The organism is Rhodococcus sp. B10, from assembly GCF_011770055.1.
Lineage (GTDB): Bacteria > Actinomycetota > Actinomycetes > Mycobacteriales > Mycobacteriaceae > Rhodococcoides > Rhodococcoides kyotonensis_B.
Genome location: NZ_JAAFYV010000004.1, coordinates 16,430 through 34,035, shown reverse-complemented (window position 1 = coordinate 34,035; position 17,606 = coordinate 16,430). Strand labels below are relative to the sequence as shown.

Below are 17,606 nucleotides of genomic sequence, written 5' to 3'. Positions count from 1 at the left end.
CGCGGCGAACTAGTCGACCTTTGCAGTGGGTTCGATACCCAACATCGACAGAAGCATGCGGCACTCGTCGGCATCGTTCGCGTATGCCGCGACGACGCGCTGTGCCTGCACTGCCGTCTCGTCGGCCAAGGGCTCGATGTCTTCGTCGGCGATGTCGTTGTCGGTGGTCGTCTTGGCGGCCATGGTGATCTCCGTCTTCGTTGAACCTTGCAATTCGAGAGCTGATTGTGCTCGTCGCGCCACGACTCTATGTAAATCGGACGCACTCTCGCCACTTTCGGGCATGAACAGGTTGACACCCCTATGGATTAGGGTCGGCTAATGCACTTTTCCCACCCGGCGGCGTGATGGCCGTGTCTTCCGTCAGTGACTCGCCGACGACCGGCAGCGCGATCCTGCGTCGCAGTGTTCGACGCCAGCGTGCGCGGCTGATCATCTCGTCGATCTTCTTCTGTGTGCACCAGTTCTGCGAGACGATGGTGCCGGTCGCGATCGGTCTGATCGTCGGCCGTGCCATCGACACCGGCGACGGCAGAGCGATGATCTTGTCGCTGGTCGGACTGGCTGCGCTGTTCGTCGTGCTGTCGTACGCCTACCGATTCGGTGCGCGCATCATCGTCGTCGGCATCGAACGTGAGGCTCATCTCATGCGTGTCGAGGTGGCAGGCAAAGTGCTGCACCCGCGCGGGGTGCGTACCGATCTCGTGTCCGGAGAGCTGCTGTCGGTGTCGACGTCCGACGCCGAGAAGACGTCGTGGATTCTCGACGTCATCGCCCGTACCGTCGCGGCATCGACGGCGGCAACAGTGTGTGCCGTCGCACTCCTGGTCATCGACATCCCACTGGGTCTCGCGGTGCTCATCGGCACTCCGGTCATCATGTTCCTGCTGCAACGCGCGGCCCCGCTGCTGACGAGGGCCGCGACGCAGCAGCAGGCCACCGTCGCGCGCGTATCCGGCATGGCCACCGATCTCGTCAGCGGCGTGCGTCCGCTGCGCGGCATCGGAGCCGAGAACGCCGCGGCGACGCGCTTCCACGCGTCGAGCAGGACTGCGTTGACGGCGACGATGAAGATGGCCAAGGCCAACAGCGTCTACCTGGGATTCTCGACGACGGTCAGCGCGCTGCTGTCGGTCGGTGTCGCCGGCATGGCCGGATTCTTCGCGCTGCAAGGGCGCATTTCGGTCGGTGAGCTCATCACCGTCGTCGGCCTGTCGCAGTTCGTCATGGAGCCGCTGACGACGATGTCCCGGCTGCCGGGCGTCGCTGCCGTCGTGCGCGGTTCCGCGGACCGACTCGCGCTCGTGCTCGGCGCCGATCATGTTCTCGCCGAAGGTGGTTCCGAGAAGCCGTCCGCGACCGACCTCGCGGTGAAAGGCGTCACGTATCGCTCGCTCGACGGGGTCGATCTCTCGGCGGCGCCCGGGGAGTTGCTCGGCGTAGTCGCGCTCCGTGCGCAGGACGGCGAGGCCTTGGCCGCCGTGCTGTCCGGCCAGCTCGGGGCCGACGACTACCTCGGATCCATCACGATCGGTGGCCTCGACATCCACGGTCTCGGACTGCCCGAGGTGCGCAAGACCGTCCTCGTGGAACCGCACAACACCGACCTGTTCGCCGGCACCCTGCGCACCAACATCGCAGCCGGGAGCGACAGGCAGGATCTGGGTCGCGTTCTCACCGCGTCGGCCGCCACCGACGTCGTCGACATGCACGAGAAGGGTCTCGACCATTCCGTCACGGACCGCGGCGCCAGCCTGTCCGGCGGGCAACGCCAACGCGTCGCACTCGCGCGCGCACTGGCGATGTCGGCTCCCGTTCTCGTGCTGCACGACCCGACGACGGCCGTGGACGCCGTCACCGAACACGCCATCGCGACCGGCATCCGGGAACTGCGTCACGACGACACCCGCGCACAGACGACCATTCTGATCACGACGAGCCCCGCGCTGCTGGCGGTGACGCACCGAGTTCTCGTGATCGACGAGGGACGCGTCGTCGCGGAAGGTACCCATCACGACCTCGCCGTCGGCGATGCTCGCTACAAGGAGACGGTCCTCCGATGACCACGCAACAACTGCTTCCGATCGCCACGGGCACACGGTCCTGGGCCTATCTGTCGAACGAGTTGAATTCCCGACGCGGCCTCGCGGCACTGACGCTCCTGGTCAGCGCCGTCGCCGCCGCGATGTCGCTGATTCCGGTGTACGTGTTCGGCATCCTGGTCGACCGGGTCACCGAGGGTGCACCGACGTCGACGATCGTCACCGTCGTCGTGATCATCACCGTGGCTGCGATCGTCGGCGGCGTGTTCACCGCGTTGGGCTCGTACCTGATCAGCAAGCTGGGCGAAGGCATGCTCGCGACGCTGCGTGAACGCGTGCTCTCGCGCGCACTGCACCTGCCGGTCAGCACGCTCGAACGCGTCGGGAAGGGCGATCTGCTCTCGCGTGTCGGCGACGACGTCGCAGTGATGGCCAAGTCGATCGGCGAGGTCATCCCCAACATCGTGTCGGCGCTGCTGTTGGTGTCGCTCAGCGTGGTCGCGATGCTCAGCCTCGACTGGCGGCTCGGCCTCGCAGGCATGGTCGCGATTCCGATGTACGTGATGGCGCTCCGGTGGTATCTGCCGAGGTCGGCGCCTCTGTACGCCGCGGAGCGTGTCGCGATGGGCGAGCGTTCACAGGCGTTGATCAGCAGCATGCAGGGTGCGCGAACCGTCCGCGCCTACGGGCTGGAGGACGCCCACCTCGCCGAGATCGACAACGCGTCGGGCAAGGCGCGTGACATCGGCATCACCGTGTTTCGACTGTTCACGCGCTTCGGATCTCGCAGCAACCGCGCCGAGTGCGTCGGCCTGTCGGTCATCCTCGCCGCCGGGTTCCTGTTCGTACAGGACGGCTACGTCACCGTCGGCCAGGTCACCGCTGCAGCGCTGCTGTTCCACCGCTTGTTCAACCCCATCGGCATGCTGATGTTCTCGTTCGACGACGTCCAATCGGCAGGCGCGAGCCTTGCGCGTCTCGTCGGCGTCATCGACATTCCCGACGACCGTTCGCCCGGAACCGGCGCGACGCCCTCCGACGGGACACTCGAGGTCTCGGATCTGCGGCACTCGTACGACACCGGTCACGAGGTGCTGCACGGCATCGACCTGAAAGTGGCTGCGGGAGAGACGGTTGCGCTCGTCGGTTCGACGGGAGCGGGCAAGTCGACGATCGCGGCGATCGCAGCCGGGTCGATCGCGTCGACGTCGGGAACCGTCAGGATCGGCGGCGAGACACTCGCCGATCTCGGTGCCGACGGTCTCAGGCGCCACATCGCGATCGTCAGCCAGGAAGTCCACGTGTTCGCGGGCAGGCTGATCGACGACCTGCTGCTCGCGGCGCCCGACGCGTCGCGCAACGACGTTCGTGCGGCGCTCGAGACCGTCGGGGCGGACAGGTGGGTCGACGCGCTAGGCGACGGCCTCGACACCGTCGTCGGCGAAGGTGGTCACGCGCTGACTTCCGCTCAGTCGCAACAACTTGCGCTCGCTCGGCTCGTCCTCGCCGATCCCGCGGTCGCGGTGCTCGACGAAGCGACCGCCGAGGCGGGAAGTTCGGGTGCACGCGATCTCGAAGCTGCAGCCGACGCCGCTACCCGTGGCCGCAGCACGCTCGTCGTCGCGCATCGACTGACGCAGGCGGCGGCAGCGGACCGGATCGTCGTGCTCGAGCACGGCACGATCATCGAGCAGGGTCCGCACGACGAATTAGTTGCTGCCGGTGGACGTTACGCCGAACTGTGGTCGGCGTGGGAGAGTGCCGCTGCGCGGCCCGTGCGCGGATAGTCGGTCTCCGCTACAACTATCCGCGCACGGGTGCGACGCGCCTGTGCACCCGCACTCCCGAATCTCCGGCACCATACTCGGGGCGCAGTACGAACTTCTCGTCGTACTCGCCGCCGTGTTGGTGCCGGAATGGGATCGGATCGTCGGTGAACAGCGAAGCCAGTCGATCGTGCAGCGTCTTCTCGGCGTGCTCGTACTCGTCGGGCCCGATCCTGTCAGCGCTCGGCACCAACACCGGCGGTAGCACGGACATCCCTGTGTACCAGAGGAATCCGTGCTGAATCGGGAACAGCAGCTCATCGAGTGACCCGTTGATTCCGCGCGGCGACACGGTGTGTTCGCTTCCGCCCATGCTGGTGACGATCATCGCGCGGGTTCCCGCCATCAGGCCGTCGCCGTAGCGTCGGGTGCCCCCGGTGTCACGCCGGATGCCGTATCCGAATCCTTCGACGAACACCCGGTCGATCCAACCCTTCATGATCGCCGGCATCGAGAACCACCACAGCGGAAACTGCAGTACCACGGCGTCGGCTCGGCGCAACTTCTCCTGCTCGACGACGATCTCCTCTGCCAGGGTGCCGGTGCGCAGTGCCGTCGACGACGCCGTCGCGACCTGCAACCGTTCGTCGGGGTCGTGGGCGTAATCCTCGCCTGTGACAACGGGATTCCACGCCATACGATAGAGATCGGACTGTTCGACGGTATGGCCCGCGTCGGCAAGTGCTGTGATGGCCGAGTCTCGAAGCGAGCCATTCAGCGACCGCTCGTCGGGATGCGCGAGAACCCAGAGAATGTTCATGTCATGAGCCTGTCACCGGCGTTTCCGTAAGAACAGTGGCCGATCGGACAACATGTGAAAGAATCCGGCCATGCATCGAGTGGTGGTGTTCGTGCGCGACGGACTTCTCGGGATGGAGTTCGGATCCGTGCATCGGCTGTTCGGTCAGGCTGCGTCCGAGAGCGGTGAAAAGCTGTACGACGTCGTCACCTGTACGACGACGCCCGGGCCCGTGCGCACCGATGCAGATGTCCGGATCCACGTCTCACAGGGTCTCGACGCGCTGGTCGACGCGGACACCGTCATCGTGCCGGCGTCGGATCTGGACTACGGACCGAAGTCGTCGTCGGGCACCGAAATTTTCGATCACATACCGCCGGAGGCGCGCATCGCGTCGATCTGTACAGGGGCGTTCGTCCTGGCCGCGGCCGGGCTGCTCGACGGGCGACGGGCGACGACTCACTGGGCTTCGGCGGATCAGTTTCGCGCACTGTATCCGCAGGTGCACCTCGAACCGAACGTGCTCTACACCCACGACGGGAACATTCTCACGGCAGCCGGGGAGGCGTCGGGAATCGATCTGTGCCTGTACATGATTCGCCACGACTTCGGCGCGTCGGTCGCCAACCGTGTCGCGCGAGGAACCGTCGTGCCGCCGCATCGCAGCGGCGGACAAGCGCAATACATCACGACGCCAGTGCCGCGGACCACGACGACGTCGACCGCGTCGGCTCAGGAGTGGGCAGTCGCGAATCTGCGGCAGAATCTGTCGGTAGAGGTTCTGGCGCAACGACAGTCGATGAGTGTCCGGACGTTCACGCGGCGCTTCACCGCGGAAGTCGGTGTGTCCCCGGCGAAGTGGATCGCGGCGCAGCGGCTGCACCGCGCGCGAGAGTTGTTGGAGAACACCGACCTCACGATCGACCGGATCGCTGAGGAGGCGGGCTTCGGAACCGCGACCTCGATGCGTCAACAGTTGATGGCCGAGATCGGAGGCTCGCCGAGCGCGTATCGCTCGACGTTCCGGGGCTGACGGGCACAGCCCCGCGCACGTTTCAGCCCACGCGCAGGTTGCAACGTGCGCGTGGGCTGAAAGGTGCGCGTAGCGCGCCTAGTCCTTCTTCTCGGCCAGGAACAACTTCTCGATCCGCTCGGCCTCTTCCTTCTTCGCCTCGGCTTCTTCCTGGTGCTCGGCGGCGTCGGCGAGTTCGGCCTCCGCGGGCGCGGAGACGATCTCCTCGACCTTGGCGATCTGCTCGCGCTGCTTCTCCTCTGCCTTGCGGGCCTCCTCGACGCGCGATGCGGCGAGCTCGTCGGCACGCTGCTTCTCTGCGGCCGCACGCTCTTCCGCGTCCTGGGCTGCCTGCTGCTTGCGCTCCTCGGCCTCGCGGCGAGCCTCACGCGCAGCGTCGTCGGCAGCCTCGGCCGCTGCCGCCCGCTCCTTGTGCGCGGCCTCGCGGGCGGACTCCAACTTCTGATCTGCTTGGGCCTCGGTTTCGTCGGCGAGCTCGTCGAGTCGGCTTGCGCGGGCCAGATCGTCCGTTCGCTCGACGAGCTTCGATCCTCGCCGCTCGATGTCGGTAGCGCCGAGCGCGCCGCCGATCACCTTGTCCAACGTTCCGACCGTGCGCTCGTACGCGAGCCGCGCCGGGTCCTCGGTGTCACGTCGTTGAACGACGTTGGTCTCGAACAGCTGGAGTGGGATCCGAACGATCTTGTACTGCAGTCTCAGAATGGAAAGCGGAATGCTGAGCGCGTTCATGGCAAATCTCCTTGTCGACGTAAGGGGTGTCACGCGTTCCGACGCGCCCGATCGGCCTCGGCCCGCAGCGCGTCGGCGTCGGCGATGTCTTCGCTGTGCTCGCGCACGGCGTCGCTTTCTTCCTTGGTGGCCTCGGTCGCGTCGGACCGTCTTTCCGCAGCGGCCTCGATCTGCTCGGCCTGCGCGTCGATCTCGGCTTGCGTCGACGCGTCGGCGATGGCCTGGCTCTTGGCCTGTTCGGCGGCCAGGTGTTGCTCCTGTCGGACGCGTCGAGCGTTCGCCTCGACCTCGTCCGCGCTCTCGCTCGCGGCCTCGCGCTGTTCCTCCGCGATGTTCTTCGCCGACGCCAGCTCCTCGGCCGCGTCCTGTGCCTGCGCCTCGGCAGCGAGTTCGGCGGCCTTGGCTTCCTTGCGCTCGCGCGCCTGGGCGCTCTGCAGTTGGCCTTCGGTGGTCAGTTCGTCGTTACCGGTGACGGCACCCACGACCTCTTTGGCTTTTCCCTTGGCCGCGTCGAACAGGCTCTTTCGTGCCTGGTCGGATGCTCTGTCATCGCTCATCTGGGCTACTCCTCGCATGGTCGCGATCGGGTCGTGGCAGGACTACCCCGTGGTCGACGACAGAAACCAGCACTAAGCTCTTCGCGAGCACCAGGGACTTATCTGAAGGAGTTACATGCCGATTGCGACCGTGAACGGGATATCGCTGAACTACCAGGTCAAGGGGACAGGCGACCTGGTCGTGCTCATCATGGGCACCGGCAGCCCCGGCCGCGTATGGGAGCTTCACCAGGTTCCCGCCCTCGTCAAGGCCGGCTACCGCGTCTGCTATTTCGACAACCGGGGCATCGCGCCGTCGTACGAGAGCGCCAAGGGGATGACCATCGACGATCTCGTCGCCGATACCGCGGGGGTGATCGAGCTGGTCCGCGACGGTGACGAGAAGGCCCACGTCGTTGGAACATCGATGGGTGCGCGCGTCGCGCAGGAGCTGGCGCTGACGCGTCCGGACCTGGTCCGCAAGGCCGTTTTCCTAGCCGGTCATGCCCGTCTCGACGAGTTCCAGAAGACGCTGGGCGACGGTGAGCGCGCGCTCGCGGACTCGAAGACGGAATTGCCGCCCACGTATGCGGCCGCGGTCACCGCGGTGATGAATCTGTCGCCGACGACGCTGGCCGACCCGCGAAGCGCCCGCGATTGGCTCGACTTGTTCGAGTTCTCGACTGCGCCGACGTCGCCGGGCGTGCGAGCCCAGCTGGGCATGGACGACAGGTTCGATCGCAGCGCCGTCTACAGCCGGATCTCGGTGGCGTGCCTGTCGGTCGGGTTCGAACACGACCGCATGATCCCGGCGTACCTCAGCGCCGAGCTCGCGAAGTCGATTCCCGGCGCACAGTACGTCGAGATTCCCGACGTCGGCCACTACGGTTATCTCGAGCGGCCCGACGCGATCAACGACGCGATCCTGGACTTTCTGCGCAGCTGAGCTGAAGAAGCTGGCACCCCGGTGCGATACTGTGCGTTGCTAGGGTCGGGGGGCACTTCACAGTGAAGACTGCCGATAAACAACACGTTTGTGACGAGTGAGGCGAGATGAGCACCAATCCATTCGATGACGAAGACGGACGCTTCTTCGTACTGGTCAACGACGAAGATCAGCATTCGCTGTGGCCGACGTTCTCCGACGTCCCTCAGGGATGGCGAGTCGTCTTCGGTGAGGACAGCCGCGCAGCATGCCTGGAGTACGTCGAGAAGAACTGGACCGACATGCGTCCGCGTAGCCTCCGCGAGGCCATGGAGGCCGACGCAGCTGCACGTCAGTCCGCTGAAGGCAAGCCCGAGGCCTAGACCCGGCGCTCCTTCTGAGTGGTCTTTTCCGGAGAACCGCGTCGCCGACGAGTCGTCGGGCGGCGCGGTTCTTCTGTGCGTCGAAGAGTGGGACGCAGTAGCTCTTCCGTGCGCGCGAGAATGCGCGGACGCCGCAGCGTACGGGCTCCCCATTCACCGAGGGTCACCCCTGCGGCGAGTCCGCAGCCGATGCCGAAGGCGGCGAACAACGAGCTGATGCCGATGAGCAACTGCTCGTTCAGCATCGCGTACAGGCCGCGGTAGAGCGACAGACCGGGCAGCAACGGCGTGATGCCTGCGACCGCCACGATCAACGGTGGAATCAATGCCCGACGAGCCATCAGACCACCGGCGAAACCGACGACCGTCGCGGCGAATGCCGACGCGATGATCGGGCCCGTGTCGAGCTGCTGCACGATCAGGTAGCCGAGCGCGCCCGCGAAACCGCCGAAGAACGCAGCCGTCAGTGCGCGCCTCTCGGCGTAGCAGGCCAGCGCGTAGAACAGCGACGCCGCCGCACCTGCAAGCACTTTCGTCGGCACCTGCGTGATGTCCGGCAGTGGTGTGTTGCTGATCAGCGGCAGGTCCATACCGATGATGGCCGCCAATTTGAGCGACGTCGCCACGCCGGCGATGATGCCGCCCGTCATCATCAGAACTTCGAAAAATCTGGCCGACGCCGTGATCGGTGCCCCGGTGATCGCGTCCTGTACCGAGCCGACCAGCGACAATCCCGACAGCAGTACCGTCACACCGGCGGCGATGACCTGCGACGGAGAAATGGAGATCCCCAGCTGGTCCTGGAAGTTGTAGAGCGTGATGGCAGGCGTCGCCGCGACGAAGCCGCCGACGACCTGCTGGAAGAAGAACGGAAGGCCGGCGCGATTCAGGACGCGGCCGATGCGGTCGATCACCATCGTCGTCAGGAAACTCACGACCGCGACGAGGCCGCCACCACCGAGCAGCACGCCGATCGACGCGGCCATTCCGGCCCACGCGAACGTCGCGATCCAGCGGTTGTACGGATGGGGAGCCGTCGTGATCCTGTCCAACGTCTCGCGCGCGATCGGCGGCGGAATCATCTTCATACGCACACCGCGAATCAACCGGTCGACAGCAGCCAGACGCGTGAAGTCCATCGAGCGGTAGTGGACGATGCGCATCGTCGTCGACGGCGGACGCGTCGGGCCGCGGTGGGCGCTGAGAGTGATCGAGTTGTACGTGACATCCACATCGGTGCGAGCCAGACCGTACGTGGCGGCGATGAACTGCACCTGCGTTGCAGTATCCGTCGCAGAGGTGCCCGAGGCGAGAAGAACCTCGCCGACACGCACCGCCAGGTCGAGCACCTCAGCGACGACCGCGTCGTCGGTGAGGTCGATCGGCTGCAGCGGCGACGGTGCTGCAGTGGGTGTATCGATGGTGGCGCGACGCTCACCCGTCAGACGGCTGAGCGTGGCCGTCAAGTCGTGCAGGAAGGTCATGTCCGTTTTCTGTCGCTGGGTTGATCCTCCGACAAGGTACCTGTTGGCACTGATAGTCACGTGGACGGCTATAGTGGCTGACGCACAACGCCTCCTTAGCTCAGCGGTAGAGCACTCGCCTTGTAAGCGAGCGGTCAACGGTTCAATCCCGTTAGGGGGCTCCACGAAAAGACCCCGACCAGGGAATCTGGTTGGGGTATTTTCTTTGGTCCGTTCCGAACAGCTGGTGCGGGTGTGCCCCGCGCCGGCGTCGGGTCACGGGGTGACGAGCACCTTGATCTCGTCGTTCCGTTCGAATGCGAGCCGGTCGAATCCTGCTGTCACCACGTCGCTCAACGGGATGGTCGATGTGATCAGGGATGACAGGTCCCCGACACGCTGGACGGCGTGTGCAATGGCGTCCTCGAAGTCGCCGCTGTCGTAGGCCAGGCTGCCTCGAATGCAGATTTCTCGGTACAGCAACATGGTCGGGTCGAACTCGATCGGCTTCTCCCAGGCGGCGATGTTGATCACGCATCCCCGTGTTCCCGTCACCGCGATCGCGGTGTGCAGGCTGTCGGGCGCTGCCGCCGCGTCGAAGCTGGCACCGACGCGACCGTCACCGACGGCCTCGGCGATGCGAGATACGACGTCTTCGGTGAGCGGATCGATGACGGTCGAGGCACCGAGTCGGCGGGCTGCGGCTGCTCGCTCCGGATGTGGTTCCACCGCAACGATTCCCGCCGAACCGGAGCCGGCCAGGTAGCTGATCACCATGAGCCCCAGAGGTCCGGCTCCGAACACGACGGCGTGGTCTCCTTCGGACACGTCTGCGAGCTTGACGGCGTGTACAGCGGTGGCCAACGGTTCGAGCAGCGCCCCTACCGAGCTGGGAACGGCGTCGGGAACGACGTGCGCGTTGCGTTCACCGATCACGTCGAAGGCCGCGAATGCGCCGCCGCCGCCGCTGACTCCGTGGAATCCGATGCTGTGACAGACGTTGGTGTGGCCGTCGACGCAGGCCGCGCATTGCCCACACCACAGCGCTGCGTTCGCAGCCACGCGCTGCCCGACGCGTATGCGGTTCACGCCGTCACCGACGGCGACGACGGTCCCGCAGAACTCGTGACCGAGGACGATGGGCGTACTCTCCCCGGTGAGCGGGTGAGGCGCATGCACCGGTGTCGAAATGGGTCCTCCGCGGTACTCGTGAATGTCCGATCCGCAGATGCCTGCGGCTTCCACGGCGACCTTCACCATGCCCGGCCCCGGTTCGGGCTCGTCGATGTCGTCCAACCGGATGTCGCGGGCACCGTAGTAGCGCAATGCTTTCATCGTCGTTCTCCTCGGATTGTGATGCAGTCAGCTGTCGTGGTGATCGATCGACGGGTCTCGTCGGATGAAGAAGCCGGTGATGCACGCCACGGCCATGCCGACTGCGTACAGCAAAAAGACTGTGGTGTAGCCGCTTTCGACGGAGTAGGACGTCCCCGGCACCACGTCGCGGGTGAGGAATACTGTTCCGATAGCCGCTGCGAAAGCTCCGTAGATCATCTGCATTATGAGCGCCATACCGGCGGTGATTCCGATGTCGTCGAACTTTGCCTGCAGGGCGAACACGGACCACCCCGCCGGGAGGAAGAGCGCGACGCCGACGCCGAACATCGCTGCATACGCGTACATGTGCCAGAGCTCGGACTTGACGACGGCCATCAGGATGAATTGAGCGGTGAGAATGCCGGCTCCGGCAATAAGTACCCATTTGGGCCCGACGGCGTGCAGGAGCCTGCCGACGAGCGGGCCGAGGACGGCAACGGTGATGCCGACCGGGACCAGAATCAATCCCGATTCGAACACGGACGCACCGAAGCCGTAGCCGGCCTCGGCAGGCGGGGTCTGCGCGAACGCCGAGGCGGTGAGGTAGTAACCGTAGGCGAGTAATCCGATGCATGCGGTGGCGTAGTACCCCACCAGCGCGTTGCCGCGCAGCATGCGTAGCGGAATCAGGGGATTGTCGGAGGACGACTCGTGACGGGCCCAGCCCGCGAAGCCGATGACGGCCACCACCAGAAGAACGAACGACGACGGTGACGTCCATCCGTGTGAGTTGCCGAGGCTCAGGAAGAGGCAGATCGGCAGCACCCAACTACCGATGAGAACGGAGGACAGCAGCGGGATACGGACCGTGGCGAAACCGGCGGTGGTCGGGACGAGGAGAAGAAGCAGTACACATGCAGCGGCGAGCGTGGCAGTCACCCAGAAGACTGTGACCAGCTCGGCGCCGCGGTCGATCAAGATTCCTGCGAGCAGGAACGACGGCACGACGCCGACTCCGAGGCCGAGAGTGACGATGCCCATTCCCATCTGCATCTGCTTCGGACTGCACAGTGATTTGAGAATGGCGACGCCGAGCGCCGCCGAGATGTTGATGCCGACGAGGGCGCGACCGACCAGCATCAGCGCCGGCAGCTGCCACGCAATAGCCAATGCACACAACGCATTTCCTATGAACACTGCGCTCGCGGCCAGTAGGTATACCTTCTTCGGCCCAATTCTGTCGGCAAGCCTGCACAGCGGACCGGTCAGTATCGCGCCCGCGACCAAGCCGGACAGAACGATCCACGTCGTGGTCGCCGCCGACACGTCGAGTGACGTCGACAGCAAGCCGAGAAGCGGGATGACCATCAGCTGCTGGATCTCGAACGATGCCGCCACGACGGCAAGTACGACAGCCGTGAGACGGAAGCGTCTCGACGTCAAGGACGGTGGCTCGGCCGCGGCGGGCAACGGCCCTTCTGTGGTGAGTTTCGTGTCATTTTCGAGCATGGGGGTCTCCGAACCAAGTACTGAGCAACGAGGTGAGGGATCCAAGCGGCGCACGGACCCGGCAAAGCGGCGGCGCGACACTTTTGGTCGGCCAGTGTGAGGTAAGTAACAGATGGCAAACGCTAAAGCTCGACTCCGCGCCGAAACAGTCCTCTTTGGAGGTCAGTTGGCGCGGGTGTCCGGCGAGGCGGCAAGGTCGTCCTCCTTCGAGGACTGTGACGCAGACGACATCGTTGTTACGTTTCCGAAAGATCACATTGCCGACCTAGTGGAGCGTGTCCTATGGCCGAGTTGCTCGTCGACAGAAACGATGGAACGGAGACGCTGGGGACGTTCGCCAGCGACGTCGTCGATGCCGCCGGGCAGTTCACCGGGGCCCGGCGATGAGCGTTCCCGATGTGATGCCCGACAATCGCCTCGTCCACCTGACGGGGCCGGTACCGCGTGCAGTCATTCGCCTACGCGCCCGCGATCTCGGCGACGCGCAACGGCAATACGCCCGCGTGCGACGGGAACGCGAGGATTCGGGTGCGGGCCCGTCCGAGGTCGCAATCATTCTGGAGATCGACATCCATATCGCCGACGACGCACGCACCGCTCGCCGCGAACTGGCCGCGGCGGTCGCGTGCGACTCCACCACCGTGACGTACGTCGGAACGGGGCCAGGCCTGGCCGGACTCATCACCGACATCGCCTCGGCGTCGGTGGCCGATGGGGTACTGCTGCGACCGGTGGTGGAGTCCGCAAGTGACGACGGCGGACGACGAGTCGTCCGTGATGTCCTTCCATTGCTGTGCGCGGTACCCGTCTTCGGCAGCAGAGACCTCGCGCAAGGCGCGGCCACAGGAGTGTGACCGCACGGTCATGCAGACCGGTGGTCGTCGGGCGAACTGCCGTCTCTGCAATCGACGAGGCCACCCGACCTTCGTTGCCACCCGCCGACGACCTGTCGCGCAGCCCTACGTGCCCGCCGACATCCCCGTCACCGACTGGCCGCCGCAGCTTCCAGCCGCGCCCGGCGGTCCTCTCGTGTACGTCGTGGGCAGCTGCTGCATTTGTCGGCGTCGGAGGTTTCGTAGAGGAGACAGCAGGAGCAGCGACGGGTGAATCGGCGACCACCTACGTCGACGAATCCGGGTGCAGGCGGAGACGAGGGCATGCTGTCGATCACGGTCGCGGCGAATGTGCTGCCACGTGTCCGATCACCCAGGGCGGCACCGACATCGAGTGCTCGGTTGGCGATGGAGTCGGTGGTGATCGCCCACAACGCACGCCTGCGCGCTCCCGACACGGTCGCGAGGACATCGATCACGGCGCCCATGGTCTTGTCGAGTGCCGCGGGCAGTTCCGGAAGGCCCACGACATCGTCGGTGTGCACCCCGCCGAGGTAGCCGTTCGGTCTCAGGAACGTTCGAGACGTGTGCAGGTCGGGGTTGGCTGCGCGGCCGGTCACCATCGCGGTGGCGATGGCGACGAACGCCAGCGTGGAGCTGGCCGAGTACCACCACAACGTTCCGTTCACACGGTCGTCGACACAGTTCCACCGCCGCCCGGTGTCGTCGACACGTGCGCGGATCCATGTCGGGTCGAGCATGACCGTGGCGGGGAGGTCGAACGGACCGTCGAGGTAGTCGGCGAGCGCCGGTACCGCCGCGGCAGTCGTTTCATACGCGGTCATGCCAGGCCCTCGATATCGATGCGGGGGCGAGGGTCCGAGCACACGGTGGCCCGGATCCCGAACACCTCCGCCAACAATCGTTCACCGAGTACGTCGGCCGTCGGACCTGCAGCCACGACGGAGCCGCCGTCGAGAACGGCCAAGGACGTGCAGTATTCGACCGCAAGCCGTAGGTCGTGCACGGTGACCACGATCGCAAGACCTTCTGCTGCGAGCTCTCGAACCGCGTTCATGACGATGAGCTGATGACGGAGATCGAGATGGTTCGTCGGCTCGTCCAACAACAGGATTCGTGGTTGTTGCGCAAGCGCACGAGCGATGGCGACGCGTTGACGTTCGCCACCGGACAAGGCCGCCACGTCTCGGTCGGCCAGGTCTGTCAGATCCACACGCGACAGGCATGTCGAGACGATGGCGTCGTCCGACGTGGTCGGGCGGTCGAACCAGCCGCGGTGCGGTACCCGACCCAGCGCAACCGACTCTCGAACGGTAAGGCCCGCAGATGCTTCCGGCTCCTGAGTCCCGACGCCGACTGCGCGGGCGAGTTCGGATCGTTTCATCGTGTGGGCGTCGACGGCGTCGACCAGCACGGTCCCGGCCGTCGGGGTCAGCGCGCGGTAGCAGCATCGAAGGGCGGTCGTCTTGCCGGATCCGTTGGGTCCGACGAGACCCAATATCTGGCCGGGCTGCACCTCGAAATCTATGCCGTGCAGCACTTCTCGATTGCCGAGACTGACGGCGACGTTGTGAACGGACAGAGTCACCGGACTGCCTTTCCGTACTGGCGGTAGAGCATGAACACGAAGATCGGTGCTCCGACCAGTGCCGTGACGACACCGACCGGCACTTCGGTGCTGCGTGCGATCGAGCGGGCGAGGGTGTCGGCGCCGACCAGTGCGATCGCCCCGAGCAAGGCCGCGACCGGTAGCAGTCTGATCGCGCGGGTGCCGACGATGTAGCCGGCCAGATGCGGGACGAGCAACCCGACGAATCCGATTCCGCCACCGACCGATACGGCTGCGCCGGCCAGCATCGAGACGGCGAGAAGCTGGATCACGCGGAAGCGTCGTACATTCAGACCGAGGGTGGCGGCCCCGTCGTCACCGGTCTTCAGCAGGTCCATGCGTGGCGCGCTGAGCAACAACAAGACGCCGATGACAAGCAGCGCGACGGCGGGGAAGGTGAGTGTCGCCCATCGCGCGTCACCGAATCCTCCCGCAAGCCAATGCAACACACCGCCCAGGGTGTGCTCGTCCGCGAAGACCAGCAGTGTGAACGTGATCAACGCCGAGAACACACTTCCCAGTGCGACGCCGACAAGAACGATCGCCGTCGACTGCGGGTACCGACCGCCGATCAGCAAGGCCAGGAAGAGCGGAATCATCGCTCCGATGAATGCGGCCGCAGGAATGGTGAACACGCCGAGCAGGCCTGCTCCGACGCCCATCGTCATCACCAGCACCACACCGAAACCCGCGCCCGAAGACACCCCGAGGAGATAGGGATCGGCCAGCGGGTTGCGCGTGACAGCCTGTGCGACACCGCCCGCCATTGCGAGCGCGGCTCCGACGACTGCGGCCGTCAACGATCGCGGCAGGCGGGACTCGACGACGATGACTTCCCTTGTCTCGCTCCACCAGGACTCGAACGCGCCGGGCATCGCACGATGCGCGACGATTGCCCAGACGTCGCCGATCGGAATACGCACCGACCCGAACGACACTGCTGCCGCGATCGCCAGCAACAGCGCCGCGATCAGGCCGAAAATCAAAGCTCCGAAGCCGAGCGTGGACCGCCGTGGTGACGCGGTTGTCCGTGCAGCAGTCGGCTTTTCGACAACGGCGGTCATCAGGAGGTGAACCTGTCCGGGTGCAGCGCTCGCGCGATGGTGTCGACGCTGGTGACGAGGCGAGGACTTTCGAAGAAATCGTCGAGTGGCACCACGATGAAGGTGTTCGACTGCACGGCAGGTGTGGTTGCCATGATCGGCTGGTTCTTCAAGTAGTCGATCTTGTCCTGTGCCGTGGTGTCGCCGTAGTCGAGAACGACGATTGCCTGCGGCGCGCGTTCGCCGATGAGCTCCCACGTGGTGTCCAGGTAGGGGCGCTCGCCCTCGGGAAAGATGTTGGCCGCGCCTGCATAGTCACCGATGAGTTGCCCGACGCCGACTCCACCGATCGTGGTGGGTGCGTCTTCGCCGGAGTCGTAGAAGAACGTCGGCGTCGGCGCCGCGCCTGCGAGCGTGTCGCCGATCTCGGTCAGCTGCGCGACGACACCGTCGGTGACCGTCCGAGCTGCGTCCTCGGCGTCGAGCACTTGCCCGAGTTGTGTGTAGTCCTGTTCGAGCATGCCGATGTCGGGAAAGCCGGATCCGCAGTACTCGGAGAACAGGAACGTAGGTATTCCGACGTCGGCGAACGACTCGCGGGATCGACCTTCCTTGTCGTTGAATGCGCTGCGCATGCCGCCGACGACCAAGTCCGGGTCGAGATCGAGAATCTGCTCCTTGGTCGGGTATTCGTCGGCAAGTCCCGGAATTCGGGAGAATGCCTCGGCAGTATCGGGGGTGGGTGTCGCGTTGCGGTAGCCCATGCCGACGATGCGGTCTGCGACGCCCATCTCGATGAGGACTTCGGTGACGTGGTCGTTCATGGAGACGATGCGCTGCGGCGGCGCGTCGAACTGCTGCGTGAGATCGCAGTTGGTGATCGAGACGGGCTCGTCGAACACCGGGGATTCGGACGCGGTGTCGACGGTGTCGCCGCGCGAACAACCGGCCAGAACGAGCGCAAACGATGCACAGAGGGCGGCCGTCTGGACGATGGTGGGGGTGGAACGTGACATGAGAACCTCGCTTGGAGCTCAGAGCCACGAAGTGAGAGTCAGCGCGCAGCACGAATCGCCACGAGCTGGACTGCCGATTCGTAGACCACGACGAATAGGTTGTCGCACACCACTCATCGGGTAATCGGACTCGCCACCCCTGAAAGCTGGGCAGCCCACCGTTGCGGGTCAGCGCCGGATTTCGACCGGCTTCCCCCGATGACTGGCTTGCTTGTGCAGACCTGCAGTATGCATGAGCAATCCCTTTCCGAACACCCGGGGCTGCACAGTCCGCCGTCCGAGGCCGATGCTTCCGATGGTCAGCGAGAAGACGACTCGCCGCTGCTTAGTATGAGTCCTGATGCCGTCGGCAGCGTGCGGCCGGAACGGAGTGCGACATGGACGACGACTTCGTGCCCACTGTGGTTCGTTGGGTCGACAGCGGCGGCACGTGGCGGTTCTTGTCGAACACCGGTAGTTCGGTGTCGATCGCGTTGTGCACATGCGACGGTGGCGAGGACATGCAAATTTTGACCAGTGACGATCCAGTGGACATCGCATGGGTCACGGCCCACGGCGGCAACTGCAGCCCCGAGTGACGTA

The 17,606-nt window shown here is 65.3% G+C and carries 18 protein-coding genes, 1 tRNA gene and 1 riboswitch; of the genes, 8 read left to right on the top strand and 11 right to left on the bottom strand.

Annotation, left to right across the window (positions count from 1 at the left end; all coding sequences use genetic code 11):
- Positions 1-9: 9 nt before the first annotated feature.
- Positions 10-183: a hypothetical protein gene (locus tag RhoFasB10_RS03760; RefSeq protein ID WP_165839498.1), complete on the bottom strand. Its 174-nt coding sequence runs from the start codon at positions 181-183 to the stop codon at positions 10-12.
- 170 nt (positions 184-353) lie between these two features.
- On the opposite strand from RhoFasB10_RS03760, the gene RhoFasB10_RS03755 reads away from it, so the two are divergent.
- The gene (locus RhoFasB10_RS03755; protein ID WP_346764345.1) at positions 354-2,063 is read left to right on the top strand and encodes an ABC transporter ATP-binding protein; all 1,710 of its coding nucleotides are present in this window, start codon (positions 354-356) and stop codon (positions 2,061-2,063) included.
- Positions 2,060-3,829 (top strand): ABC transporter ATP-binding protein, encoded by a 1,770-nt coding sequence (locus RhoFasB10_RS03750; RefSeq protein WP_068425334.1) that lies wholly within the window; start codon positions 2,060-2,062, stop codon positions 3,827-3,829. Before RhoFasB10_RS03755 ends, RhoFasB10_RS03750 begins: the two co-directional genes overlap by 4 nt.
- 16 nt (positions 3,830-3,845) lie before the next feature.
- Here RhoFasB10_RS03750 and RhoFasB10_RS03745 read toward each other — a convergent pair whose 3' ends face one another.
- On the bottom strand, positions 3,846-4,628 hold the full coding sequence (locus tag RhoFasB10_RS03745; RefSeq protein ID WP_068425331.1) for an NAD(P)H-dependent oxidoreductase: 783 nt from the start codon (positions 4,626-4,628) through the stop codon (positions 3,846-3,848).
- Between the two features lie 70 nt (positions 4,629-4,698).
- Between RhoFasB10_RS03745 and RhoFasB10_RS03740 the strand changes: the two genes are divergently transcribed.
- Complete coding sequence (locus tag RhoFasB10_RS03740) at positions 4,699-5,640, top strand: helix-turn-helix domain-containing protein (RefSeq protein WP_174551406.1); 942 nt, start codon at positions 4,699-4,701, stop codon at positions 5,638-5,640.
- Positions 5,641-5,718: 78 nt separating this feature from the next.
- On the opposite strand, the gene RhoFasB10_RS03735 is transcribed toward RhoFasB10_RS03740, so the two are convergent.
- Together RhoFasB10_RS03735 and RhoFasB10_RS03730 are read right to left on the bottom strand one after the other, a co-directional pair.
- Positions 5,719-6,369, bottom strand: coding sequence for a hypothetical protein (locus RhoFasB10_RS03735; protein ID WP_068425321.1), 651 nt, complete (start codon positions 6,367-6,369; stop codon positions 5,719-5,721).
- Between the two features lie 29 nt (positions 6,370-6,398).
- A complete protein-coding gene (locus RhoFasB10_RS03730; RefSeq protein ID WP_068425320.1) occupies positions 6,399-6,926 on the bottom strand; it encodes a general stress protein CsbD in 528 nt (175 codons plus the stop codon).
- Between the two features lie 115 nt (positions 6,927-7,041).
- Here RhoFasB10_RS03730 and RhoFasB10_RS03725 point away from each other — a divergent pair, with 115 nt between their 5' ends.
- Positions 7,042-7,851 (top strand): alpha/beta hydrolase, encoded by an 810-nt coding sequence (locus RhoFasB10_RS03725; RefSeq protein ID WP_167675129.1) that lies wholly within the window; start codon positions 7,042-7,044, stop codon positions 7,849-7,851.
- A 107-nt stretch (positions 7,852-7,958) separates the two neighbouring features.
- Positions 7,959-8,213: an MbtH family protein gene (locus RhoFasB10_RS03720; RefSeq protein ID WP_068425313.1), complete on the top strand. Its 255-nt coding sequence runs from the start codon at positions 7,959-7,961 to the stop codon at positions 8,211-8,213.
- Here RhoFasB10_RS03720 and RhoFasB10_RS03715 read toward each other — a convergent pair.
- Positions 8,210-9,697: a threonine/serine exporter family protein gene (locus tag RhoFasB10_RS03715; RefSeq protein WP_167675127.1), complete on the bottom strand. Its 1,488-nt coding sequence runs from the start codon at positions 9,695-9,697 to the stop codon at positions 8,210-8,212. The genes RhoFasB10_RS03720 and RhoFasB10_RS03715 overlap by 4 nt on opposite strands.
- Positions 9,698-9,786: 89 nt before the next feature.
- Here RhoFasB10_RS03715 and RhoFasB10_RS03710 point away from each other — a divergent pair.
- Positions 9,787-9,861: transfer RNA gene (locus RhoFasB10_RS03710), tRNA-Thr, on the top strand.
- Positions 9,862-9,952: 91 nt separating this feature from the next.
- On the opposite strand, the gene RhoFasB10_RS03705 is transcribed toward RhoFasB10_RS03710, so the two are convergent.
- Positions 9,953-11,011: a 2,3-butanediol dehydrogenase gene (locus RhoFasB10_RS03705; protein ID WP_068425308.1), complete on the bottom strand. Its 1,059-nt coding sequence runs from the start codon at positions 11,009-11,011 to the stop codon at positions 9,953-9,955.
- Positions 11,012-11,038: 27 nt separating this feature from the next.
- Positions 11,039-12,502 (bottom strand): MFS transporter, encoded by a 1,464-nt coding sequence (locus tag RhoFasB10_RS03700; protein ID WP_068425305.1) that lies wholly within the window; start codon positions 12,500-12,502, stop codon positions 11,039-11,041.
- Between the two features lie 383 nt (positions 12,503-12,885).
- Between RhoFasB10_RS03700 and RhoFasB10_RS03695 the strand changes: the two genes are divergently transcribed.
- The gene (locus RhoFasB10_RS03695; RefSeq protein ID WP_157105286.1) at positions 12,886-13,356 is read left to right on the top strand and encodes a hypothetical protein; all 471 of its coding nucleotides are present in this window, start codon (positions 12,886-12,888) and stop codon (positions 13,354-13,356) included.
- Positions 13,357-13,484: 128 nt separating this feature from the next.
- Here the strand turns inward: RhoFasB10_RS03695 and RhoFasB10_RS03690 are convergent, their stop codons facing one another.
- The 4 genes from RhoFasB10_RS03690 to RhoFasB10_RS03675 are packed head-to-tail and all read right to left on the bottom strand — an operon-like array spanning position 13,485 to position 17,024.
- Positions 13,485-14,180 carry a (2Fe-2S)-binding protein gene (locus RhoFasB10_RS03690; RefSeq protein WP_068425302.1) on the bottom strand — a complete coding sequence of 232 codons (696 nt, stop codon included), beginning with the start codon at positions 14,178-14,180 and terminating at the stop codon, positions 13,485-13,487.
- Entirely contained in the window at positions 14,177-14,944 is a 768-nt protein-coding gene (locus tag RhoFasB10_RS03685) for an ABC transporter ATP-binding protein (protein ID WP_167675125.1), read from the bottom strand. The genes RhoFasB10_RS03690 and RhoFasB10_RS03685 overlap by 4 nt, the downstream gene beginning before the upstream one ends.
- Entirely contained in the window at positions 14,941-16,029 is a 1,089-nt protein-coding gene (locus tag RhoFasB10_RS03680; protein ID WP_167675123.1) for an iron ABC transporter permease, read from the bottom strand. Before RhoFasB10_RS03680 ends, RhoFasB10_RS03685 begins: the two co-directional genes overlap by 4 nt.
- Positions 16,029-17,024, bottom strand: a complete 996-nt coding sequence (locus RhoFasB10_RS03675; protein ID WP_167675121.1) for an ABC transporter substrate-binding protein — start codon at positions 17,022-17,024, stop codon at positions 16,029-16,031. Before RhoFasB10_RS03675 ends, RhoFasB10_RS03680 begins: the two co-directional genes overlap by 1 nt.
- Positions 17,025-17,142: 118 nt before the next feature.
- A riboswitch (cobalamin riboswitch) is annotated at positions 17,143-17,220 on the bottom strand.
- Between the two features lie 181 nt (positions 17,221-17,401).
- Here RhoFasB10_RS03675 and RhoFasB10_RS03670 point away from each other — a divergent pair.
- Positions 17,402-17,602 (top strand): hypothetical protein, encoded by a 201-nt coding sequence (locus RhoFasB10_RS03670; RefSeq protein ID WP_167675119.1) that lies wholly within the window; start codon positions 17,402-17,404, stop codon positions 17,600-17,602.
- The last annotated feature ends 4 nt before the right edge of the window (positions 17,603-17,606 follow it).